This window comes from Trichlorobacter sp., assembly GCF_030247655.1.
In the GTDB taxonomy this organism is placed as follows: Bacteria; Desulfobacterota; Desulfuromonadia; order Geobacterales; family Pseudopelobacteraceae; genus Trichlorobacter.
This window is the reverse complement of record NZ_JAOTRZ010000032.1, coordinates 1-22,843: the sequence shown is the minus strand read 5'-3', so window position 1 is coordinate 22,843 and position 22,843 is coordinate 1. Positions and strand designations below refer to the sequence as shown.

Below are 22,843 nucleotides of genomic sequence, written 5' to 3'. Positions count from 1 at the left end.
CACTTTCTTCATCCGTGCAATGGATTCAGGTCGCTTGCCCAGCTTGTCAAACAGTATCCCCATTCTGAATTGAAACTTGGAATCAGTTAAAAAGCGCGCTTCAACTCCCTGCAGCAACGCAAGCCCCTCTTCGGGATGGTTCAGGGAGTCGTGCAGTGTTGCCAGAGAGAGATACAGCTCCAGTTTATCCTGATTGGCTGCAATGGCCTGCTGCAGCAAAGCAACCGCCGCGGCATCCTTGCCCTGCTCTTTGTAAATAAAGGCCAGATGGCCAACCGCTTCCGCATAGACTGATGAATCAGCAGGAATCTTCTGGAACTCAACCACTGCCCGTGCAAGATCATTTTTTTCTTCAAAGGCACTGCCCAGATATAGCCGCATCTGATGAGCATCCGGGTCAGCCTCTAACATTTTTGAAAAAAGCTGAATCGCCTCATCATAGCGTTCAAGTTCCAGATAGATCAGACCAATTTTGCGATTGGTCTCGGTTGTTGCCAGACCCATCTCATCCAGTTTTCTCAGATAGACCAGCGCATCTTCGTAACGCCGGTTCTGAATAAAAAGCTGAACCAGGTGTTGAATCAGTGGAGCCCGGTTTTCTGCATCATCCAATGCTCTCTTGTATGCAGCAATGGCCTTATCGTACTCACCCAGGGCTTCATGGGAAATAGCCATGTCAACCATTGCCTGGACAAATTCAGGCCGCAGTTCAAGAGCCCTCTGATAGTAGCCAATGGCCTCGCGATACAGCTTCATCTGACTGTAGACCTTGGCCAGATAGTAGTTACCCACAGCAGATTCAGGCCTAACTTTGACCAGAGCTTTAAGTACATTTACTGACTCTTCATATTCAAAGAGTTGCATCAGGGTTGTTACCAGATGCAGCACGGCGTCTTCTTTGCCCGGCTCAAGCCTGACTGCATGACGCAGGTACGCTGCAGCTTCTTTGGTTTTACCCAGCGAAGACATAATGCTACCAGCTAAAAGATAAGGAGGACGATAGTCAGGCGCCACCTTGATGGCCCGATCCATGGCGGTCAGGGCCTCTTGAATCCGGCCAGCCTTGATCAGTATTTCTGCTTCAAGCATAATGGGGTGGGGAGTCGTGGCATCGGCTACCTGTGCTTGACGCGCTAAGACAAGCGCCCGCTCTGCATCCCCTTCATTCCAGGCAAGTCGCGCCTGCGCATAGGCACCAAGGCCGGTATGGGAAAAGACCGGACCAGCATCAGGAGAACCTGCTGGACGCACAGAACTACAGGCGGCAAGCAGCAACAAACCGACACAACAAAGTAAATAGCGTAACATGGGACACCATCCGGAATTCAACAGGTTGCAGATAACAACAGGATGTCAAACGCTACCATACAAGCGGATAAGCGTCAAACGATTCCGCCGACAGAATATTTCTCTGCCCGCTGGTTGCACAGTGCAGAGATCAATGGTAAAAGTTGATCAGCCATCCAGCACCAAAGAAAGGGACTCTATCCCACAATGTGGCGCTCAAACCTACAGAAAGCTCTCAAACGACTGCACCTGAGGGAATCCTGGGTTATTTTCTTTGTATTGGGAAATGTGATGCTCAACTTTCCCTTTTTGAAGATATTCAACCAGCCAACCACCCTGCTGGGTTTTCCCCTGCTGTATCTCTATTTTACCTTAGGCTGGGCAATTTCAATCGGCGTCATCTACCTTTTTGCCAGCTCTGCCGAGCCGGAACAAACTGAACCAGACACTGAAGAGCAGGCGCCACGGTGACTCTGAACATCTATTATGTTACTGCAATTGCTGTAGGCTATGCCGGACTGTTGTTCCTTGTTGCCTGGTATGCACGACGACGCGCTGAACAGGGGCGCAGCCTGGTAAACAACCCCTACGTATACAGCCTTTCCATAGCGGTCTACTGTACCTCATGGACCTTCTACGGCAGCGTAGGCAAGGCTGCCACCAGCGGCATCGATTTCCTGATGATCTACCTGGGCCCTTCACTGGTGGCCTTTTCATGGTTTTATATACTGCGTAGAATCATAAGAATCAGCAAAGAAAACAACGTCTCCTCCATTGCCGATTTTATCAGCCTGCGTTACGGCAACTCCCAACTGTTGGGATCATTGGTGACCCTGATAGCCGTATTGGGGATCATGCCCTACATTGCCCTTCAGATTAAGGCAGTGGTCACCTCTTTTGCTCTGATCAGTGGCGTTACCCATCGTACCATCACCCTGCCCGGAGCAGACGCCGCCATATCGTTTCCCACCAGTCTGAGTCTGGCCCTGATCCTTTCAATTTTTGGCGTTATCTTTGGCGCCCGCCGCCTCCCCTCGGCTGAACGCCATGAAGGACTGATTGCTGCTGTGGCCTTTGAATCCATAATCAAACTGGTCAGCCTGGTAAGCGTGGGTATTTTTGTCACCTGGTTCATGTTTGACGGTTTTGGTGACATCCTGACCCGCTTTAACCAGCAGTTTCCAGAGTTATTTAATCGCCTGTTCACCCTGCACCCCACAGAAGGCCGAGGATTTATCCCCTCCTCAACCATGCTGTTTCTCTCCATGGGGGCCATCATCCTGTTGCCCCGCCAGTTTCATGTCATGGTCATAGAGAATGCCGATCTGCGTCATATCAGCAAGGCGATGTGGCTCTTTCCCACCTACCTGTTCCTGATCAATCTGTTCATCATGCCAATTGCCCTGGGAGGTATCCTGCAGTACGGCGGCAATGCCGGAGCCGATTATTTCGTTATCAGCCTGCCGTTGGCAGCCGGAAACAGTTTTATGGCACTTTTGGCATTTCTGGGTGGTCTTTCTGCAGCTGCGGGTATGGTAATGGTGGAATCAGTGGCCCTTTCTACCATGTTGCTTAACAACCTGTTCATGCCGATCATTGTCAGGATAACTCCTAAACAATGGTTTCCAGTCCTGCTGATCAACCTGAAACGACTGGCGATCTTCTTTGTGGTTTTTCTGGGCTATTTTTACTATCAGGCAGTGGGCGATTCATTCATGCTGGTTAATATGGGGCTGATCTCTTTTCTGGCAGCCCTGCAGTTCCTGCCAGCCCTGTTGGGTGGACTGTATTGGCCCAGAGGCAACAAGATTGGTGCTATTACCGGCATGGCTCTGGGTTTTCTGATCTGGTGCTATACCCTGCTGATCCCTTCTTTCCATGCAGCAACACCGGACAGTACCATCATGCTGCACGGGCTGTTTGGACAGTCACTACTAAAGCCCACGGCACTGTTTGGCCTTACTGGCATGGATATGTGGAGCCACTCGCTCTTCTGGAGCATGTTGTTCAATGTAGGCGCTTACCTGATCTGTTCACTACTCCTCTCCCAGAGTGATGGTGAAAAAGAACAGGTACGCCGCTTTATCGGCAAATTTGAAACAGAACGTCGCCAGGTAAAAAGCGCAACAAAACGTCTTTCAAAGCCGGTTACCATCCCCCAGTTCATTGCGTTGATGGGAAAGTTCATTGGCCCTGGTGAGGCCAGTCAGGCCATGACCGGCTACCTCAAGGGACGGATGATTGATGGGGAAAACGCAGTCCCGGAATTTGAACTGCCTGCCATGAAACGTTTTGTTGAGCGTACCCTTGCCGGTTCTGTGGGGGCTGCTGCAGCTGGAGCCATCATGGACAGCTATCTTTCAGACATGGGCAGCCGGATGGAGTCGGTCTATGACATCTTCAGTACTGTCAGAGCCTCCCTTGATCAGAGTCGTGAAGCACTGTATGTGCGGCTCAAGGCATCTGAAATCATCAACCGCACCCTTGACCTGCAGACCATTATGGATGAGCTGCTGCAACTGCTCCTGAAGGAATTCAGACTTGATGTCGCCCTGATCCAGATTCGCAGCAGCAGCGATGTTCCCCTGGCAGTCCAGAGCTATCAGGGCTGCGACCGCCGCCCGATCTCCCCGGAACACTGGTTCCAGGAAAGCGATCCCTATGTCAAAATGGCGATGATTGATCAGACAACACACTTCGTCAATGACATCAATAACCTGCAGGAAATCATCACCATGCCCAAGACAGAGGCAGAAGGGTTTATCTCGTTTGCCCATATCCCGATCTACCGTGAGGGTGAGGAAAGCCTGGGTGTTCTGTCGGTTTATTCCAAATCCATCATTGGACTTTTCACTGAAGAATTCATAGGTCTGCTGACCAGCCTGACCGGGCAGTTGGCTCAGGCAGCCCGGCTTGCCAGCGAAATGCAGGCCAAGGAACGTGAACGCCGTGAAAAAGAACAGGCACTACTGGCCAATGCCAGGGTCAAGCGTGACATGGAGATTGCGGAACAGATCCAGCTTTCTCTGCTGCCGGCTGAACCACCGCTTCTATTTGGGGTTGAGCTTGCCGGACGTTGCTATCCTGCCGCCCATGTGGGGGGTGACTACTATGATTTCTTCAAGCGGGATGACCATACCATTGATCTTTTGATTGCCGATGTTTCCGGTCATAGTGTTGGAGCGGCCCTGATCATGGCTGAAGTACGCACCCTGCTGCGGGCCCAGTCAAGCCGTGCGGTCAGCCCCAGCAGCATCCTGGAGACCCTGAACAGCCAACTGTATGATGATCTGACCAGGGCCGAGCTGTTCATCACCATGTTCTATGCCCGCTATAGCGCTGCCACCGGACGTCTTTCCTACGCCAACGCCGGCCACAACAAGCCGCTGATACACCGCTTAGGTCAGCAGAGTTGTATTGAACTGGATGCAGAGGGTCTTATTCTGGGAATAAAGCCCTCCATGGTATTTGAAGAAAGGACCATAACCCTGCAGGCAGGCGACACCCTGCTATTCTATACCGATGGCATCCCGGAGGCAACCGACCAGTCTGGTGAACTGCTGGGCACCGGACAGGTCTGCCACCACCTTTCACAACAAAGTACCTTGACCGTCAACCAGATAGCTGACTCGTTTTTTGAACTGGTCAAGGAATACAGCCAAAGCACAACCCTGCAGGATGATGTTTCAATGGTGGTTATGAAGATAGTTTCTTAATTGAAAGGAGGATCAGCAATGAATCTGAAACTTGAAGACAATGGACAGGTGGTACTGCTGCAGGTCAAGGAAGAACGGCTGGATGCCCATAATTCCGAACAGCTGAAGCAGGAACTGGGCAGACTGTTTGAAGAAGGTAAAACCAGAGTGGTGGTTGACCTGAAAGAGGTGCGTTTTATCGACAGTTCCGGCCTGGGTGCGCTGGTATCTGGCTTTAAAAATGCCTCATCCCGTCAGGCTGGACTGAAGCTTTCAAGCCTCCAGAGCCAGGTAAAATCTATGTTTGAACTCACCAGGCTACATCGGGTATTTGATATTTACACGACTGTTGATGAGGCACTTGAGGCGTTCTGATCAGAACTACTGGAGAGCTGCAATGAAAAATACTCAGATCGAGCTGCAGATCAAGGTACCCAATCAGACCCGCTACCTGAGCCTGATTGGACGGATCAGCGAAGAGCTCGCTGCGCAGTTGCAGAACTATAACGAGGACCGGGAAGCCTTGGCCAACCACATTAACGTGGTACTGACCGAGGCCCTGGTCAACGCTATCCGTCATGCAAATGCCGATAATCCTGATGAAGAGGTGGAAATTCGGATTACGGTTACTGATGAAGAACTGGTGTTGCAGGTCTTTGATCATGGCAGGGGATTTGACCTGAATAGCATCTCACAGACCGCAAAGGACAGTCAGGATGAGCTGGAAGACCATGGCAGGGGCTTGTATATCATGCGGTCATTGATGGATTCGGTTGATTACTACCCGATTAAAGGTGGCAATGTGCTGGAGATGCACAAACAGTTTCGTTAAGCCAGCTACACGGGATCAGCGTATCTGACCCACTCACCGCTGTTGGTCTGCACCTGCCAGACCTCTCCATCTCGGTGCAGCATATCAGGCAGGACCGGCACCTTCCCTTTGCCACCGGGCAGATCAATCACAAAATGGGGGATTGCCATACCTGAGACCCTGCCCCTCAGTGACCCGATCAACTGCCTGCCCTGCTCAAGCGGAGTACGAAAATGGGCGGTACCTCGCACCAGGTCCATCTGATGCAGATAGTATGGCCGAACCCGCATCCGTAGCAGCCCGGTCATGAGCTTCTGCATGGTCAGACTGTCATCATTCACCCCTTTTAACAGCACGGTCTGATTACCCAGCTGGATCCCTGCGGAAGCCAACAGGCTACAGGCCCGGGCTGCCTCAGCAGTCAACTCCTGCGGATGGTTAAAATGGGTATTCAGGTAGAGCGGATGATGTTCAGCAAGCATGCGACAAAGTGCCGGAGTAATACGGGATGGATCGGTGACCGGTATCCGGCTGCCGATTCTGATAACCTCAACATGGGGAATCCTGCGCAGTGCTGACAGGATCTGATGCAACTCGTCATCCAACAGCATCAGCGGATCACCACCGGACAGGATGATATCCCGCAACTGCGGAGTTGTTGCAATATAGTTATAGGCTGCTGAAAAATCGGTTTCACCACCGGCACAGCCTACCTTGCGCTTGCGCATGCAGAATCGACAGTAGGTTGCACAACGGTTGGACACCAGCAGCACTGCCCGGTCAGGATAGCGATGAATCAGTCCCGGCACCGGACTCAGACGTTCTTCATCCAGAGGATCTGGCAGTTGGGTCGTATCGTCCAGTTCCTCAACCGATGGTACACACTGTTTCCAGACAGGGTCATGGGGAGCGGTAATCAGGCTGGCATAGTAGCTGCTGATACAACAGGGGTAGATGGCTGTGACCTGCTCCAGCGGGGATAGATCAGATCTGAAGCGGTGGGCAATTTCTGCAAGGGAAACGGTTTGAAACGTGGTCAACGGGCAATCACCTTAACAAAGCGTGCCAGATAGTCAACCCCGGACCAGACCGTCAAAACAAAGGCGATCCAGAAGAAAAACATCCCGGCATTATGCATATTAACGGTCAGCAACGGATGGGCAATTCCGAAAAACCAGTTATAATCATAGTGCAACAACAGACCAATGATGGCAGTCAGCTGAAAAATGGTTTTGTATTTCCCCAGATCAGATGCCTGGATTACAATCCCTTCAGATGATGCAATACTGCGCAGTCCGGTAATCACAATCTCCCGTGCCAGTATGACAAACACCATCCAGGCTGGCACACGGTTAAACGGCAGAATCATAATCAGGGCTGCGGTCACAATCAGTTTATCTGCTATCGGGTCCAGAAACTTGCCAAATACGGTTTCAATCCCCATTCTGCGGGCAAGATGACCATCAATCCAGTCAGTAGCTGAGGCAATGGCAAAAACCCAGGCAGCCCAAAAGCAGGACTCCCGCGAGTCAGAAAACAACAAAACAACCATTACGGGAATGCAGGCGACTCTGAACAGAGTAATAATATTGGGTGGATTGAGAATAGGATGATGCTGGGACATTGGCTTATCTCATGTACGACAGAACCCTGCTGACATAGGTTCGCGTTTCTTCATAGGGTGGAATGCCGCCATATTTGGCAACCTTGGAAAGTCCGGCATTGTAGGCTGCAAGGGCAAGTGAAACATCCCCTTTAAAGGTATCCAGCAGAAACTTCAGATACCGCACCCCGCCATCCACATTCTGGCTCGGATCAAAACGGTTGGCAACCTTTAGATGCTTGGCTGTGCCCGGCATCAACTGCATCAAACCGCCTGCACCGGCACGGGATACGGCCTGGGGATTGTAACCGGATTCTGCCTGAATAACCGCCCTGATCAGCGAGGCACTGACCCCATACTTGGCAGATGCGGCCGTAATCAGATGTTCAAACTCCTGGGGATTTCCGGATGTGAGGCGAAAATGGGTCCGCAGTTGGCGATCTTTACGAAGATCCCGCATAAATATCTTAAATTTTTTATCAGTCGGTGCATCGGTAAAATGCACCACCCCTTCTTCATCTTCATAACGATAAATATCTGCACAAGAGGAGGCAGGAAAGACGACGGCAGACAAAAACAGCAAACCAAGCAGGAATAAAACGCTGGAGCAGCATGAAACTCTGTCATAGATGTGGTCGACAAGCCGGTTCATATTGTTAACATAACGGCAAAAGTGCCCGATTTGTCAAGCTTAAACTGCCTGCTTACATCATTAAAACATACAGTTGATTGACTTTTTTCCCTCGATTGGCTAGAAGAAATATCTTCATCAATCTAATCTGTTGAAGATGACCTTTCCTGCAAGATAAGGAGCCGTAACCCGTGACCAAACCCCGCGCAACCTACAAAGAGGCTGGTGTTGATATTGAGGCAGGCAACAGTTTTGTCCAGAAAATCAAGCCGTTGGTCAAATCCACCTTCCGCCCTGAAGTTATGACAGAAATCGGCGGTTTTGGCGGGCTCTTCTCTCTGAACGCCTCCAAATACAAGAACCCGGTTCTGGTATCAGGCACCGACGGAGTTGGCACAAAGCTGAAGCTGGCCTTTCTGGCTGACCGTCATGACACCGTCGGGATCGACCTGGTGGCCATGTGCGTTAATGACATCGTGGTACAGGGGGCTGAACCACTCTTTTTTCTGGACTATCTGGCAACCGGCAAGCTGGATCCGGACAAGGCAGCCCAGATTGTGTCTGGCATTGCTGAAGGATGCCGCCAGGCAGGCTGTGCCCTGATTGGCGGCGAAACCGCTGAAATGCCAGGTTTCTATGCAGATGGCGAGTACGACATTGCCGGTTTTACAGTTGGGGTAGTTGAAAAAGAACAGATTATTGACGGTTCATCCATCACCGTTGGTAACAAACTGATCGGTATCGGCTCAAGCGGCCTGCACAGCAACGGCTATTCTCTGGCACGTCGTATCATCTTTGACCATATGGGACTTGCCATCAACAGTCAGCTACCGGACAGCAGCAAAACTGTTGATGAGGAGCTACTGACCCCGACCCGGATTTATGTCCGAGCAATACTGAACCTGCTCAAGGATTTCCGGATCAACGGCATTGCCCACATCACCGGCGGCGGCCTGCTGGAAAACGTTCCCCGCGTCCTGCCAAAGGGATGTGCAGCCAACATCAAACTAGGTTCATGGACTATGCCGTCAATCTTTACCATCATGCAGGAAGCTGGCAATGTGGAGCAGAATGAGATGTACCGCACCTTCAACATGGGTATCGGCATGGTGTTGGCGGTATCTGCAACGGATGTCGATGATATCCTTTCACGCCTGAACGGACTGGGTGAACAGGCATGGCTGATTGGCGAGGTAAAAAATATGACCAAGAGCCAGACAGAACAGGTGGTTCTGATTTAATGGGAACAACGCCGCTTAAACTTGCTGTGCTGGTATCAGGCAACGGTTCCAATTTCCAGGCCATTGTGGATGCCATTGAGGCCGAACGAATCACCAACGCCAGTATTGTCTGTCTGATCAGCAACAAGGCTGATGCCTTTGCTCTTGAACGCGCAAAGAAGCACACCATCAAATCAATTGTGCTTGACCACAAGGGTTACCCGAACCGCCAGGCCTATGACACGGCACTGGTTGAGCTGTTGCAGCAACATAAGGTTGATCTGGTTATACTGGCCGGGTTCATGCGGCTGCTGTCGCCAACCATGATTGAGGCCTTCCCCAATGCCATCATGAACATCCACCCTGCCCTGCTACCGGCCTTCCCCGGTCTTGATGCCCAGCAACAGGCCTTTGAGTATGGTGCACGCTACACCGGGTGCACCGTACACTTTGTTGATAAAGGCACTGACACCGGTCCGATCATTCTGCAATCAGTAGTGCCGATTCTCGGCAGCGACACCCTGGAAACTCTGACCCAACGTATCCATGGAGAGGAACATCGCACCTATGTTGAGGCGGTTCGCCTCTTCTGTGCAGGTCGCCTGCATGTTGAAGGCCGCAAGGTTATAATCAGCGAATAAAGAGCACTTTCCTCTTGACAGCCTCAAGGCAGCATGTTAAAAATTTCGCTTCAATTAGATTACAATCAGCATATGACTGCTGTACACCATTCGGAGGTAGCACGTGGCTCATCACAAATCGGCAATCAAGCGTATCAAGCAGAATGAAAAGCGCAATGCCCGTAACCGTCATCAAAAATCAACCCTCAAGACCTACATCAAGCGGGTCCGTGAAGCGGTTGAGAAAAAAGATAAAGAAGCTGCTGTAGCTGCACTGCAGCTTGCGATCCCTGTCATTGACAAGACCGCCACCAAAGGGGTTATCCACAAGTCAAACGCTTCCCGAAGCGTATCCCGTCTAACCAAGCTGGTTAACACACTGGGCTAGATGGTTCTTGTATAAACATTAAAAGGGTCTCGGCTAACAAGCTGAGGCCCTTTTTATTGTTCACTGAACATTGAATTAATCTATTTCAAGTTTCCTGCACAGGCATCATACACCAGCCCCTGCAGGACGGTTACTGACGAAGCACCGGTCTTTATCCCGACATCACCCCGGTACAGCCGTTCAAACAGGGCCTCCAGCTCAACCACGGTATATCTCTTCGCCTGGGTGACCTGTTCCCCCAGAAAATAAGCATTTATTTTGAGCTGCTTACCGATATCGGCCGGTGTCATTTTCTGATCCAGCAGCTCCCTGATCCGCCAGATCCTGCGAAAATGACTGGCCAGCGCCCCCAGGATCATGATCGCCTCTTCACCGTTTTGCAGCATTGATTGCAAGGTAGCCAGCGCCTTGGGCAGATTTTTTTCCCCCATGAATCGGGCCAGCTCAAAAGCGGTAAAGGACTTGCTCTGGCTCACAATCGCCTTGACATCATCAATCCCGATCACCGGACGACTACCGATATACAGTGCCGCTTTTTCAATCTGTGAAACCAGCTCTTGCAGGTTATTACCCACCATGAAGCTCAGCATCTCCGCCCCTGCCCCATCTATCTTCTTACCATGCACCGCTGCTTCACTGCTGATAAACGGCCCCAGTTTGTTGTCATACAGTTTTTTAAACTCAAGGGTGCCTGGCTGTTTTTTTAACTCTAAGAAGAATTTACGGCGTAGATCAGGTTTGGCAGCCATGAACAACAGACAGGTTTCTGGACAGGGATTGGCCAGATAGGGCAACAGCCCTTCCTGAGTTGCAGCAGGCAGCTTATCTGCCTGTTTAACCACCACAATCCGGCGTTCCGCAAACATCGGAAGGGTCTGGGAGGTATCAAGGATCTCAGTGCCTTTACAGTCAGCACCATAATAGATATTCAGGTTAAAGTCTTTCATGGCTGGATCAACAGCCTTTTCCATAAGCCGACGTCCGGCCCGCTCAACCAGAAACGGCTCTTCACCATAAAAGAAATAGACCGGCGAGAAACTGCCGGTCTGAATCTGTTTTTCAAGTTCCTGTTCAGTCATTAGTACTGTTGCTCAAGATTCCAGATCAGCTGTTGTGCCAGCTTGCGGCTGGCAGCGGTCAAGGCGGCATCTTCACTGCTGCGCTGCAGTTCCACCGTGGCTGCCACAGGATAATCCTGCCAGGCCGACAGGGTTCCCTTCCAGAGCGGCTTGCTATCTTTGGCTGCGCCTCGTTTACGCACGGTAATATCAGCAGTAATGGTCAGACGGTACTCTTTTGCGGTATCAGTGGCAGAGTAGCTGACCACACCGGCTCCATAGCCGGTCAGAGCCCCTTCAAGGATCAGATCTGCCTGCTCTGCTGTTGCAGCAGGCAGAATACCACGCTGCTCAGCAAACTGATCAAAGATGGCCCGCTTCAGGGCAACCGACCCGTTGGCATAGACCGTGGCATTCTTGAAAAACGGTACCCAGACGGTCTGGCCTGCCGGTAGTCTGGTACCACTGTCTGCGGTAAAATGGTAGCCACACCCAGCCAACAGAGTAAGTGTCAGCAGCAGAAGAAGTGACGCCAACCAATAGTTATTGTGCGTTTTAGCCGACAACGATGTTCACCAGCTTTCCTGGCACATAGATCACCTTGCGAACCTGCATGCCATCAGTAAAGACCTTGACCTTTTCATCTGAAAGGGCCATCTGTTTGATCGCTTCTTCATCAACACCGACTGCCACCGAAAGCTTGGAGCGCAGCTTGCCGTTGACCTGTACCACCACCAGCAGTTCTTCATCAACCACCGCCTCACGATCCCAGGCAGGCCAGGTGGTTGCTGACAGAGGTGTGGCATGGCCAAGCGACTGCCAAAGTTCCTCTGTGATATGGGGCACAAATGGTGCCAGCATGGCCACCACCAGCTCCAGCGCTTCTTTCATTACTGCAGCGGCCTGAGGGGTTGCAAGACGGGCCCCCTGCAAACTGTTCATCAGTTCCATCACCGCTGCAATGGCGGTGTTGAAGTGGAAGCGCTCTTCAATATCCTCGGTTACCTTCTTCAGGGTCTTATGGACAGCCCGACGCAGGCTACGCTCTTCATCGGTCAGTGCTGCAGGATCAAGGGCAGGAGCAGACAGCACCATCTCCCCATGTTCTTGCACCAGCTTCCAAACCCGGTTCAGGAAGCGGAAACAGCCGTCTACCCCCTGTTCATTCCAGTCCAGATCCTTTTCCGGTGGAGCCGCAAAAAGGGAGAACAGGCGGGCGGTATCTGCACCGTAGCGTTTGATCAGGGCATCAGGATCAACCACGTTCCCCTTTGATTTACTCATTTTTGCGCCGTCCTTGATCACCATCCCCTGGGTCAGCAGGTTGGTAAACGGCTCATCCACATCCACATACCCCAGATCACGCATTACCTTAGTAAAAAAGCGAGCGTAGAGCAGGTGCAGCACGGCATGCTCAATGCCGCCGATATACTGGTCAACCGACATCCAGTACTGAGCACGGGCCTTGTCCAGCATGCCGTCTTCAAAGTCGGGGCAGCAGTAGCGCAGGAAGTACCAGGAAGATTCCACAAAGGTGTCCATGGTATCGGTTTCACGGCGGGCTGGTTTGCCGCAGAGCGGGCAAGCCACCTTGGTAAAGCTCTCAAGGGTTGCCAGTGGCGAGCCACCTTCACCGGTAAAATGCACATCATGGGGTAGCACCACTGGCAGATCTTTATCCGGCACCGGTACGGCTCCACAACAGTCACAATATATGATTGGTATCGGAGAACCCCAGTATCTTTGGCGGGATACACCCCAATCCCGCAAGCGGAAATTGACGGTCTTCTTGCCTTTGCCCTGCTGTTCCAGCCAGACCGCAATTGCCTCTTTGGCATCATCACTCTTCTGGCCGTTAAACTGACCTGAATTGGCCATTACGCCGACTTCAGTATAGGCTGCAGTCATGCTGGCAGGGTCAAGAGTTTCCCCTTCAGGCTGGATTACTACCACCAGTGACAGGTCATACTTTTTTGCAAACTCAAAGTCGCGTTGGTCATGGGTGGGCACTGCCATTACCGCGCCGGTACCGTATTCAACCAGCACGAAGTTGGCCAGATAGATCGGCATCTTGCAACCAGTGGCCGGGTTGATACAGTAAGAGCCGGTAAAGACCCCTTCCTTTTCCAGATCATCAGCAGTGCGGGCAATCCGGTCGGTCTTTTTTACCTTGTCAATAAATGCTTCCACCTCAGTACGGCGCTCAGGACTGGTCAGCTCCAGTGCCATCGGATGTTCCGGTGCCAGGGACATGAAGGTGGCACCAAACAGGGTATCAGGACGGGTGGTAAAGACCTTGATAGCACCATCATGACCATCCAGCTGAAAATCGATCTCACAACCGATGCTCTTGCCGATCCAGTTTCGCTGCATGGTCAGCACCCGCTCCGGCCAACCCGGCAACTTGTTAGTAAAATCAAGCAGTTCCTCTGCATAATCGGTTATTTTAAAGAACCACTGTTCCAGCTCCTTTTGCTTCACCTCAGTATCACAGCGCCAGCAGCCACCGTCTTCAACCTGCTCATTGGCCAGCACGGTTTCACAGGAAGGGCACCAGTTGACAAAGGACTGTTTCTTGTAGGCCAGTCCCTTCTTGTACATTTCCACAAACAGCTTCTGCTCCCAACGATAGTAAGAGACGTCGCAGGTGGCCAGTTCCCGATCCCAATCATAGGAAAGCCCCATCTGCTTCAGCTGGTCCCGCATGTAGGCCATGTTTTCATAGGTCCAGGCAGCCGGGTGGCAATTGTTCTTGATGGCGGCATTTTCAGCCGGCATGCCAAAGGCATCCCAGCCCATGGGATGCAGTACGTTGAAACCGCGCATCCGTTTAAAACGGCCAATGACGTCACCGATGGAATAGTTGCGGACATGGCCCATATGGATACGGCCGGAGGGATAGGGAAACATCTCCAGCAGGTAGTATTTTTGTTTGGAAGGGTCTTCAGTGGCCTTAAAGGTTTTCTGACCCTCCCATTGCTGTTGCCATTTAGTTTCAACTTCAGCCGGTGTGTACTTCTTATCTGCTGACATCGGTTACTCCCCTTTTCAAAGTATCAATCACGGATGTTCAAATCCGCCAGATGCAAGAATTGCCTGACTAATGCCCGGTAACGGTACTACCCGGTCAACACAACCGGTTGCCACGGCCTCACGGGGCATGCCATAGACCACAGCGCTGTCCTCAGATTCTGCCAGGACCTGACCTCCCCGTTCCTTTACCGCAACTACCCCTTTACTTCCATCATTGCCCATGCCGGTAAGTACCACAGCCAGCATCTGGCGGCCGTACAGCGGTGCGCAGGATGCAAACAGCAGATCTGCCGAAGGGACAAAACGATCACTGGCCTCAGGTGGTTTTACCCTGGCACGAATTTCTGTACCAACCCCTTCAAGTGTCAGGTTAGATCCACCTGGTGCAATCAGAGCCATTCCCGGCTCAACCAGATCACCATCACGGGCCTCACGTACGGTAAAAGGCGAGGTACGATTCAGGCGTTCTGCAAAGGCCCGGGTAAACCCGTGTGGCATATGCTGGGCAACCACCACAGCAAAGGGGTAGCTTTGACCAAAAGAACTGAAGCTCGATTGCAAGGCTGGCGGACCACGGGTTGAAGAAGCGATAGCCACCAACTCGATGGAACGCTTGCTGGCTTTTCTCTCTGATTTTAGTGATTTATCAAGATCCGGCACCGGCACTGACTGACGGGCCTTTTTATTGAGCAGACTTACCATCACTTGCTTTACCTTCCATTTCAGGTCCTGTTCGATGCTGTGCAACTCGCGGGTATTACCTTGAATCGGCTTGGCCACAAAGTCAAGCGCCCCCATTTCAAGGGCACGGAACACCTTATCTGCATCTGACAGTGCGCTGATGACCAGCACCGGCAGGCTGAAGCGGTTGGTAAGAATCCGCAGCAGGGTAAAGCCATCCATGCGCGGCATCTCAAGATCAAGGGTTACCAGATCAGGCTTGAGTGAAATAGCCTGGCGAATCCCTTCTTCACCGTCAACGGCGTAGCCGACCACCTCAACCCCTGGCATCCCCTCCAGCATTTTAGTAATACTACGACGGCTGTAGGCTGAGTCATCCACCACCAGTATCCGCACCGGCTTCATCGGACACCTCCTGTTGATGAGCTGACCGGCCTTTGATAGACCATGTCATTCTTGAAGTGACGCAGGTTAAACAAGGTCGTGATATTCATCAACGACTCAGAATGCCCCAGCAGCAGGTAACCGGAATCCCGCAAGACCTGGTAAAAAGACTCCACCACCTTTTTCTTGGCAGGTTGATCAAAGTAGATGATGACATTACGGCAGAAAATAAGATCAAAACTGCCCAACATTTTCATACGGGTACTGTCCAACAGGTTCAGATGGCTGATGGTAACCAGCTTCCTGACCTCGTCCTTGATCCGATAACCACCTTCTTCATGGGGAGTGAAATATTTACTTTTAAAGTAAGCATCGGTTGAACGAAAAGCTGAGGGCCCATACACGCCCCGGCGGGCATGCTGCAGCACCCGCTGGCTGATATCAGTGCCAACAATCTCGATTGACCAGTCACGCAGGCAGTCCATCTCAAGCAACAGCATGGCAATGGTATACGGCTCTTCACCGGTTGAGCAACCGGCAGACCAGACCCGGATTCGATGATTAAACTCCTTTGTCCCGCGTGCAGCGCAGATTTCCGGGACAATTTCATCGGCAAATGCCTTCAGCTGATACTCTTCCCGAAAAAAATAGGTTTCGTTGGTGGTCAGCAGATCCATGATCTCTTCCAGTTCCTGCTCACGTTTCCGATTAAAGCGCAGCAACTGGTAATATTCACGGAACGATTTCAACTGGTGTACTGCCAGACGGCGGCCCAGACGTTTTTGAAGTAGATACGAGTTCTGATCATCAAACCAGAGACCGCAATGGCTGTAGACCAGGTCACGTAACAACCTGAATTCCTCTTCAGCCATAGGTATTTCTACTTCAAAGGGACACATCTCAGGCGGTGCCTAACCGGGATAGTATTTCAGACCTGACCAGATCATTATCCTCACGATCCAGAGCCATCTGCAACAGGGTCATCCGTTCTTCTGCAGGCAATGCACTGCTGGCCCTGACTGCCGTGATACGGACATCCCAATCCTGATGGCAGAGAATATGATTGAACCAAGGCGCCAGCAGAGACAGGTCATGACGATGCAACAGCTCTATGGCTCCCTTGAGTACTTCGCCGTCATGCCGCCCCAGATCACGGGATAGAGCCTTTAGCCCTTCAGGTGAGGAAACCTGCTCAAATGCCTCTAAACAGGCCAGCTGCACCACTTCATCCCCCTGTTCCCACAGTTTGATCAGATCAGGCAGTGCTGCCTCTCCTGCCAGTTGCACCAGACTTCGCAGGGCTGCGGCCTGCACCCAGGCATCGCTATCATTCAGTAAAAGACGCAGCGGCGCTATTGCAGCGGTATCCCGGCAATCTCCCAGGGCCTCGGCAGCTGCAATACGCACATCCGGTTCTTCATCAACCAGGGCCAACATCAGATGGGAACAACCATCAGAGGGCTTTAATTTACCTGCTGCACGGGCAGCAGCTTCACGAACCGACGGTTCCTCGTCCTTAAGCAGACGGGCAATACCTTCACCATTATGCACAGCGGCAAAGAGCAATGCAGCCCCTCTGCGCCGTTCAGATTCCATTGATCCGGCAAGTTGTTCCGCTGCCGAGCTGATCAGTTGCTGATCAATGCCGGCATACCGGCGCAACGTAGCAAGCGCCGCCTCACGAACCAAGACATCTTCATCATCCATCAGATCAGCAACCAGTGTTGGCAATTCCGGATCGCTTAACCTGGCTGCTGCATAGGCTGCTGCAGCACGCACCTGAGCAGAGGCATCAACAAGACCACGACGAATGGCAACTACCCCTTCAACAGCCCCTTGGTTACCAATAAACCTGCACAGGGCAGCCCGTTCAGCAGAAGATTCGGCTTGTCCAAATCGTGCCACAGCTGCTTTAATTGCACAGGGACCAACGGCTTTAAGGGCAGTTTCTGCCTCTGTTGCAAGACGTTCATCTGATAGTGCTGAAAACAGCAGGCCAAGTCCACAGGGGTTGGCCGTTACCGCTAAAATGGTGATGACCGCCTGGTTAAGAACAAGGTTACCCGGCACAAAGGAGGCAGCAAGCTGCTCCATCAGGCCCTGATCTGACAACAGGCAGAGTCGTTTCTGAGCACTACTGCGGAGAGAGGAATCACTATGCTGCAGAACCTGCGCCAACGAGCTGACGGCTGCCTGGCGTACACTGGGAAGGTGTGATAAAACCCCTTCAAGCAGCAGTTCAATGGCCTCACTATCGCCGCCAATCTTCCCCAGACATTCGTACACAGCCCGCCGCAGAATATCCTGGCTGGCAAGCTGTTTGACCACCACCGGCAACGGGCCTGGAACCCCGATCTGCCCTAAAGCGGCCAAGGCGTTAAAACGGAAGAACGATTCCTGATTCTGCTCAAGATGCCGCAGTAACTCTGGCACAGAGCGGGCATTTCCTGCAACACCCACTCCCTCTGCTGCTGCTGCTGCGACATTATTGTCCGGGTCAGACAAGGCCCTGATCAGCCCATTGTGGGCATCTTCACCACCAAGTGCGCCCAGCGCATCAACCACCAGCTTGCGCAGGTCATGGTCCGGGTCATCCAGATATCCCAACAGAATCGGCACCACCCTGACACCACACCTGACCAGCAGTTCAGCTGTTGCATTGCGTAGTCCGGCATTATCCTCATCCCGTAGCAGATCAATCAGCTGATGGAGTGTGTCCTGATCCGGTCGTGCTGCCAGCAGCACCTCAACCGCCTGTTTGCGCACACGCCAGCTTTCATCTCCCAAAGCGTTAAAGAGTATCTCCCTGCTTTTCTGAAGGGGGAGCTGGCGCTGTTCCTGCACCATCCGATAGCGTTGTTCTTCGTCATGGTCTGCAGCCAGAGAGCGGCTTTCAGATGTCACCATGCGGAAAATCCTCCTGCATCAGCCCCTGCTTATGCCGCCCTGTTGGCGAAAAAAGGGTATCAATATCAAGTACCAGATAAAGCCGTTCATTGCAGAGACAAACTGCAACTAAAAATTCCGCTCCAATCCCTTCAACCATATCAGGGGGTGGCGTTAAATCCCGAACCGGCACCGTCACGACTTCATCAAGATCATCAACAGCAAGTGCAACCTGGCGCCCGGCTACTGATACGATCATCAGCTTGCCGGGACCACCGGGACGGGGAGGCAGGCCAAAGCGCGCCCGTAGGTTCATGACCGGAATAACCTGACCACGCAGGTTAATCATGCCATCAAGAGTACTGTTCTGCAGCGGAAATCCCGCCAGCTTCTGTGGAATAACAATCTCTTTAATCCGCATGATATCAACCGCAAACAGATTCTCACCCATCAGAAATCCTGCCAGCTGCAGTTCCTGAATCCCGGTTTCCATGTCAGACAACCTCGCCCAGAGCAGTATCAACCACCTTGCAGATATCCAGGATAATCAGCATCCGTTTTCCGGTCCTGCCGATACCTGACACAAACTCACGGGCTACCCCTTCAAGCACCGATGGTGTCGCTTCACGATCTGTTTTGGAAATCTTGACCACATCAGTCACCCGATCCACCCGTAGTCCATGCAGCCCGTCTCCACTGCGGACAATGACAATCCGTTCCTGACTGCCATCATAGTCTAACGTCATGCCCAACCGCTTACGCATGGTAAATACCGGTACAATCACACCGCGTAAGGAGAGCACACCATCAACAAAACCAGGGGCTCGCGGAACCTCAGTCAACTCTCGTGGTTTGATGATCTCCTTGATCTCCATGATGTTGATGCCGTACTCCTCATCACCCAGACGAAAACAGAGAAATTCTTCAAAATCCACCTCAAAAGAGACTGGCTGTGTCTCCTGTTCCGGCTCCAGATTAACAGCTCCGTTAACAGCACGATCATATTCTCTTCCAGCCAGGATTTTGGCTAACGGGTCAAAACGGAGTTCAGGCTGTTCAGGTCGAAACGATACTGGACTCGGGAAGGAAACAACAGGTGGCTGCAGATCAAACAAACTGTCAGGTAATGACACTGCCTGTTTTGGTAATGGTTCTTCAAACACCCCGGCAACCGCCGGTTCTTCCAACGGGGCAGCCTGTGCCGGTGCTTCCGAGGTAGCTTCCTGCCGGGCTTTATTGCGGATCTTGGCCAGTTCCATCAGAGCGTTACCTCATCACGGACTTCCTGAATAATTGAAGCATCAATTACCGCTGCGTCATTACCGTAGCCAACCAGCAGGGCATTGGTGGCTATGGCATTGATTCTGCGGGGCACTCCGGCTGAAAGCTCATAGATCGCCTGCACGGCGTCAGGGGTAAAGAGACCGGGGACACCGCCACTTGTCACTATTCTGAAGTCAAGATATTCCATGGTCTCCTCAAGGGAAAGCGGCTGCAGATGAAAATGCAGAGATATCCGCTGCCTGAGCGGCTCCATCGGTTGATACCGCAGCAGGCTGCGCAACTCTGGCTGCCCCATGATCAGGACACTGATCAGGTTATGATCATCCATCTGATAGTTGGTCAGCAGGCGGATCTCATCGAACACCTCAAGCTCAGTAATGGTCTGGGCCTCATCAATAACCAGCACCGGACAGAGGTTATCCCGGTACAGGTCGTAAAGTCTGCCGGTAATCTGGCGTAACAGGTCATCCTTGGATCGAGCCGGTTGCTCAATCTCAAGCCCATGGGCCACGGTGCGCAAAAACTCAACCGCTCCCATGCGGGGATTAAAGATCATGATGAACCGGTAACCGCTGCCGCAACGATCCATCAAAGCCCGTGACAGGGTGGTCTTGCCACAGCCCACATCGCCGGTCAAAAGGGCTATCTCACGTTCTTCAACTGCGTACTCGAGCCTGGCCAGTGCCTCTTCGTGTCCTTTGGACAAAAACAGCAAGCGAGGGTCAGGTGTCTTGCCAAACGGCTTCTCCTTGAGTCCAAAATACTGCTTGTACACGTTTAGGCCCCACCGCTGCGCATGGTTTCACCAATAATGCCGCCTGCATCCAGTACCAGAATCGTACGTTGATCCCCCAGATCTGCAGCGCCTGAGATACCCCGTAACGCCTTGAATGCCGTACCCAGCGGTTTGATCACAATATCCTGCTGGCCCAGCAGATCATCCACCACAAGACCGAGCCGTTTTTCAGCAGAACCAACAATAACCACATACTGGTCACCGGGGTTAATGCCGATCCGGTCAATGTTAAAAAGCCGTTCCAGGCGCAGCAGCGGCAGGGTCTGCTCACGCAGATTGATAACCTCTTTACCTTCAACGGTCTTGATATCAGCTGGTTCCAGAATCAGAGATTCCACCACAGAGGTGATCGGCACCGCATAGGTTCGACCAGCACAGAAGATGATCAAGACCTTGATAATGGCCAGTGTGATCGGCAGTACAATGGTAAATCGTGAGCCCTGCCCCAGCCTGGTTTCAATATCAACCATACCGGAAACTGCGGCAATATTGTTGCGCACCACATCCATACCAACACCACGTCCCGAGATATCAGTGATCGTATCGGCTGTTGAAAAACCGGGCATAAAGATCAGATCAAGGGCTTCCCGATCAGTCATACCGTTAACATCCTGCACCAATCCCTTGGACAATGCCTTTTGCTTGATCTTCTCAATATCAATACCGCCGCCGTCATCCTCGACCTCAATGACAACATGGTTACCTTTTTGAAAAGAGGAAAGCCGAACCGTACCCCGTTCATCCTTGCCCGCAGCCAGGCGACGCTCTGGTGACTCTATCCCGTGATCAATGGCATTGCGGATGATATGCATCAACGGATCAGCAATATCTTCCACAATCAGCTTGTCCAGTTCGGTTTCAGCACCATACATCTTCAGCTCGATCTTTTTACCCTGTTCACGGGAGACCTTGCGTACAATCCGGGACATCTTCTCATACAACTGTCCCACCGGAATCATACGGATATCCATGACCCCCTTTTGCAGGTCAGTCAGGCGCCGTTCCAGCCCTTTGGCTGCCTTGCCAAGGTCAATGGCCATACGTGAAAAACCTTCTGCACGCATCCGGTTGGCAATGGATGAGATGGAGGAGTGGGCCAGCACCAGTTCTCCCACGATGTTCATCAGTTCATCCAGCTTACCGATATCGACCCGCACCGTACGGCTCATACTCTTGGCCGTAAGCGGTTCATCAGCGCTGGCTGCTGCACCTTCCAAAACAGGAAGCTTTGCCGGTATACCTGCTTTATCAGGGGATATCGCCACTGCCTCAACTTCAGGAACAGCTGGCGCTGAAACAGGCGCTGGCTCAGATTGGCTTACAGCAACGGCAGAACCTGCGACCTGAATAGAGACATCAAGATCTTTCAGAAGAGCAGCAAATTCCTGTTCATTCCGGTCACTGCCAGCCAGCAGATCAAAATCAATATGCGTCTCCATATTTTCGCCCACACTGGGCAGGGTGCTGATCACTTCGCCACAGCTTTTAAGGATATCAGTCACCTGTGATAAGCCTTGATCAAAGGTGGTAAGTTCAAAGGAGGCATGTACCACGTAGATATGACGTCCTTTGCTGCAGTTTTCCTTTAGGCGATGTTCTTCATATTCAGTCAGTGCCCCCATCAGCGATTCTGAAAGGCCAAGCTGTTCAAGCAGCGGGGCTGCTACAGCCGGAGCGGTGGGATTAAGATAGGCGCTGATTGCAGCTGCGTGGGCAGTAGCTGCAGCTTGATGCTGATCAAGAGCACCATCAACACAGGCACGCAATAGGGAGGTAAGCAGTTCTGCAGAAGCAAACAGCAGTTCAAGTACCTCGGGTGTAAGCGATACCTTGCCCATCCTCAACCAATCAAGCAGGTTTTCTGCGTGGTGGGCAACTTCGGCTATCATACCAAAGCCAAACATGCCGGCCAGCCCCTTCAGCGAGTGGGCACCGCGAAAGATAGCATTTAGCAGGTCAGGCTCCAAGGTGCCTCGCTCTGCCATATCTGCCAGATCAGCTAACTGAGTGCCAAGCTCCTCGACAATTTCCTCTGCCTCTGCAAGAAAATCCCGCGCAGCATCAGATGATGGGACAGAGGAAGAGCTCATAGAAACCTTTTGACAATTTCAAGGAGTTGTTCAGGTTGGAAAGGTTTGACCAGATATTCATTGGCCCCAAGGGAGAGGCCCTTTTCAATATCTTTACGGCTTCCTTCTGTGGAGATGACAACCACCGGAACATCTTTGTAGATGGGATTATTACGAATAAAGCTGAGTAGTTCAAGCCCATTGATATCAGGCATGTTAATATCGGTCAGGATCAGATCAACCTGTTCACGGGGCAGCATGCGTAATGCTTCAAAGCCGTTCGGCGCCTGCACAATAGCAAGATTCCCCAATGTCTCCAGGGTGGAGACAAGCAAGGAACGCATAGCAGCGGAATCATCAACAATAAGGATAGTGAGGCTCTTCATCACTACAGATT

At 52.0% G+C, this 22,843-nt stretch carries 22 protein-coding genes; 7 read left to right on the top strand and 15 right to left on the bottom strand.

Annotated features, from left to right (window positions below):
- Positions 1-1,308 (bottom strand): tetratricopeptide repeat protein (locus OEL57_RS04810; protein WP_300737857.1); only part of this gene is annotated, 1,308 nt, incomplete at its 3' end.
- 270 nt (positions 1,309-1,578) lie between these two features.
- On the opposite strand from OEL57_RS04810, the gene OEL57_RS04805 reads away from it, so the two are divergent.
- From OEL57_RS04805 to OEL57_RS04790, 4 genes are read left to right on the top strand one after another with little or no spacing between them, the layout of a single operon-like run.
- Positions 1,579-1,758: a hypothetical protein gene (locus OEL57_RS04805; RefSeq protein ID WP_307726437.1), complete on the top strand. Its 180-nt coding sequence runs from the start codon at positions 1,579-1,581 to the stop codon at positions 1,756-1,758.
- Positions 1,755-5,003 carry a SpoIIE family protein phosphatase gene (locus OEL57_RS04800; protein WP_300737851.1) on the top strand — a complete coding sequence of 1,083 codons (3,249 nt, stop codon included), beginning with the start codon at positions 1,755-1,757 and terminating at the stop codon, positions 5,001-5,003. The genes OEL57_RS04805 and OEL57_RS04800 overlap by 4 nt, the downstream gene beginning before the upstream one ends.
- Positions 5,004-5,021: 18 nt before the next feature.
- Positions 5,022-5,357, top strand: a complete 336-nt coding sequence (locus OEL57_RS04795; protein ID WP_300737849.1) for an STAS domain-containing protein — start codon at positions 5,022-5,024, stop codon at positions 5,355-5,357.
- A gap of 22 nt (positions 5,358-5,379) precedes the next feature.
- A complete protein-coding gene (locus OEL57_RS04790; protein ID WP_300737846.1) occupies positions 5,380-5,814 on the top strand; it encodes an ATP-binding protein in 435 nt (144 codons plus the stop codon).
- A 5-nt stretch (positions 5,815-5,819) separates the two neighbouring features.
- Here the strand turns inward: OEL57_RS04790 and OEL57_RS04785 are convergent, their stop codons facing one another.
- From OEL57_RS04785 to OEL57_RS04775, 3 genes are read right to left on the bottom strand one after another with little or no spacing between them, the layout of a single operon-like run.
- Positions 5,820-6,833 carry a KamA family radical SAM protein gene (locus tag OEL57_RS04785; RefSeq protein ID WP_300737843.1) on the bottom strand — a complete coding sequence of 338 codons (1,014 nt, stop codon included), beginning with the start codon at positions 6,831-6,833 and terminating at the stop codon, positions 5,820-5,822.
- Entirely contained in the window at positions 6,830-7,417 is a 588-nt protein-coding gene (gene pgsA, locus OEL57_RS04780; RefSeq protein ID WP_300737840.1) for a CDP-diacylglycerol--glycerol-3-phosphate 3-phosphatidyltransferase, read from the bottom strand. The genes OEL57_RS04785 and pgsA overlap by 4 nt, the downstream gene beginning before the upstream one ends.
- A gap of 4 nt (positions 7,418-7,421) precedes the next feature.
- On the bottom strand, positions 7,422-8,048 hold the full coding sequence (locus OEL57_RS04775; RefSeq protein WP_414718498.1) for a transglycosylase SLT domain-containing protein: 627 nt from the start codon (positions 8,046-8,048) through the stop codon (positions 7,422-7,424).
- Between the two features lie 170 nt (positions 8,049-8,218).
- Between OEL57_RS04775 and purM the strand changes: the two genes are divergently transcribed.
- The 3 genes from purM (at position 8,219) to rpsT (ending at position 10,255) form a co-directional block, all read left to right on the top strand.
- A complete protein-coding gene (gene purM / locus OEL57_RS04770; protein WP_300737834.1) occupies positions 8,219-9,268 on the top strand; it encodes a phosphoribosylformylglycinamidine cyclo-ligase in 1,050 nt (349 codons plus the stop codon).
- Positions 9,268-9,888, top strand: a complete 621-nt coding sequence (purN, locus tag OEL57_RS04765) for a phosphoribosylglycinamide formyltransferase (RefSeq protein ID WP_300737831.1) — start codon at positions 9,268-9,270, stop codon at positions 9,886-9,888. Before purM ends, purN begins: the two co-directional genes overlap by 1 nt.
- 103 nt (positions 9,889-9,991) lie before the next feature.
- Positions 9,992-10,255, top strand: coding sequence for a 30S ribosomal protein S20 (rpsT, locus tag OEL57_RS04760; protein WP_078790459.1), 264 nt, complete (start codon positions 9,992-9,994; stop codon positions 10,253-10,255).
- An 80-nt stretch (positions 10,256-10,335) separates the two neighbouring features.
- Here the strand turns inward: rpsT and holA are convergent, their stop codons facing one another.
- The 11 genes from holA to OEL57_RS04705 are packed head-to-tail and all read right to left on the bottom strand — an operon-like array spanning position 10,336 to position 22,835.
- The gene (gene holA / locus OEL57_RS04755) at positions 10,336-11,334 is read right to left on the bottom strand and encodes a DNA polymerase III subunit delta (protein WP_300737815.1); all 999 of its coding nucleotides are present in this window, start codon (positions 11,332-11,334) and stop codon (positions 10,336-10,338) included.
- Positions 11,334-11,879 (bottom strand): LptE family protein, encoded by a 546-nt coding sequence (gene lptE, locus OEL57_RS04750; protein WP_300737813.1) that lies wholly within the window; start codon positions 11,877-11,879, stop codon positions 11,334-11,336. Before lptE ends, holA begins: the two co-directional genes overlap by 1 nt.
- The gene (leuS, locus tag OEL57_RS04745; protein WP_300737811.1) at positions 11,869-14,346 is read right to left on the bottom strand and encodes a leucine--tRNA ligase; all 2,478 of its coding nucleotides are present in this window, start codon (positions 14,344-14,346) and stop codon (positions 11,869-11,871) included. Before leuS ends, lptE begins: the two co-directional genes overlap by 11 nt.
- Before the next feature lie 27 nt (positions 14,347-14,373).
- Complete coding sequence (gene cheB, locus OEL57_RS04740) at positions 14,374-15,432, bottom strand: chemotaxis-specific protein-glutamate methyltransferase CheB (protein ID WP_300737808.1); 1,059 nt, start codon at positions 15,430-15,432, stop codon at positions 14,374-14,376.
- The gene (locus tag OEL57_RS04735) at positions 15,429-16,283 is read right to left on the bottom strand and encodes a CheR family methyltransferase (RefSeq protein ID WP_414718497.1); all 855 of its coding nucleotides are present in this window, start codon (positions 16,281-16,283) and stop codon (positions 15,429-15,431) included. Before OEL57_RS04735 ends, cheB begins: the two co-directional genes overlap by 4 nt.
- 28 nt (positions 16,284-16,311) lie before the next feature.
- Positions 16,312-18,318 carry a HEAT repeat domain-containing protein gene (locus OEL57_RS04730; protein ID WP_300737802.1) on the bottom strand — a complete coding sequence of 669 codons (2,007 nt, stop codon included), beginning with the start codon at positions 18,316-18,318 and terminating at the stop codon, positions 16,312-16,314.
- Positions 18,305-18,790, bottom strand: a complete 486-nt coding sequence (locus OEL57_RS04725; protein ID WP_300737800.1) for a chemotaxis protein CheW — start codon at positions 18,788-18,790, stop codon at positions 18,305-18,307. Before OEL57_RS04725 ends, OEL57_RS04730 begins: the two co-directional genes overlap by 14 nt.
- 1 nt (position 18,791) lies before the next feature.
- The gene (locus OEL57_RS04720) at positions 18,792-19,556 is read right to left on the bottom strand and encodes a chemotaxis protein CheW (RefSeq protein WP_300737797.1); all 765 of its coding nucleotides are present in this window, start codon (positions 19,554-19,556) and stop codon (positions 18,792-18,794) included.
- Complete coding sequence (locus OEL57_RS04715) at positions 19,556-20,356, bottom strand: ExeA family protein (RefSeq protein WP_300737794.1); 801 nt, start codon at positions 20,354-20,356, stop codon at positions 19,556-19,558. Before OEL57_RS04715 ends, OEL57_RS04720 begins: the two co-directional genes overlap by 1 nt.
- 2 nt (positions 20,357-20,358) lie before the next feature.
- Positions 20,359-22,467, bottom strand: coding sequence for a chemotaxis protein CheA (locus OEL57_RS04710; protein WP_300737791.1), 2,109 nt, complete (start codon positions 22,465-22,467; stop codon positions 20,359-20,361).
- Positions 22,464-22,835 (bottom strand): response regulator, encoded by a 372-nt coding sequence (locus tag OEL57_RS04705; RefSeq protein WP_414718499.1) that lies wholly within the window; start codon positions 22,833-22,835, stop codon positions 22,464-22,466. The genes OEL57_RS04710 and OEL57_RS04705 overlap by 4 nt, the downstream gene beginning before the upstream one ends.
- Between the last annotated feature and the right edge of the window lie 8 nt (positions 22,836-22,843).

Coding starts and splice junctions, on each gene's coding strand:
- OEL57_RS04805 (WP_307726437.1), top strand. CDS start 1,579: ATGCTCAACTTTCCCTTTTTGAAGATATTCAACCAGCCAACCACCCTG.
- OEL57_RS04795 (WP_300737849.1), top strand. CDS start 5,022: ATGAATCTGAAACTTGAAGACAATGGACAGGTGGTACTGCTGCAGGTC.
- OEL57_RS04790 (WP_300737846.1), top strand. CDS start 5,380: ATGAAAAATACTCAGATCGAGCTGCAGATCAAGGTACCCAATCAGACC.
- pgsA (WP_300737840.1), bottom strand. CDS start 7,417: ATGTCCCAGCATCATCCTATTCTCAATCCACCCAATATTATTACTCTG.
- OEL57_RS04775 (WP_414718498.1), bottom strand. CDS start 8,048: ATGAACCGGCTTGTCGACCACATCTATGACAGAGTTTCATGCTGCTCC.
- purN (WP_300737831.1), top strand. CDS start 9,268: ATGGGAACAACGCCGCTTAAACTTGCTGTGCTGGTATCAGGCAACGGT.
- holA (WP_300737815.1), bottom strand. CDS start 11,334: ATGACTGAACAGGAACTTGAAAAACAGATTCAGACCGGCAGTTTCTCG.
- leuS (WP_300737811.1), bottom strand. CDS start 14,346: ATGTCAGCAGATAAGAAGTACACACCGGCTGAAGTTGAAACTAAATGG.
- cheB (WP_300737808.1), bottom strand. CDS start 15,432: ATGAAGCCGGTGCGGATACTGGTGGTGGATGACTCAGCCTACAGCCGT.
- OEL57_RS04735 (WP_414718497.1), bottom strand. CDS start 16,283: ATGGCTGAAGAGGAATTCAGGTTGTTACGTGACCTGGTCTACAGCCAT.
- OEL57_RS04730 (WP_300737802.1), bottom strand. CDS start 18,318: ATGGTGACATCTGAAAGCCGCTCTCTGGCTGCAGACCATGACGAAGAA.
- OEL57_RS04725 (WP_300737800.1), bottom strand. CDS start 18,790: ATGGAAACCGGGATTCAGGAACTGCAGCTGGCAGGATTTCTGATGGGT.
- OEL57_RS04720 (WP_300737797.1), bottom strand. CDS start 19,556: ATGGAACTGGCCAAGATCCGCAATAAAGCCCGGCAGGAAGCTACCTCG.
- OEL57_RS04710 (WP_300737791.1), bottom strand. CDS start 22,467: ATGAGCTCTTCCTCTGTCCCATCATCTGATGCTGCGCGGGATTTTCTT.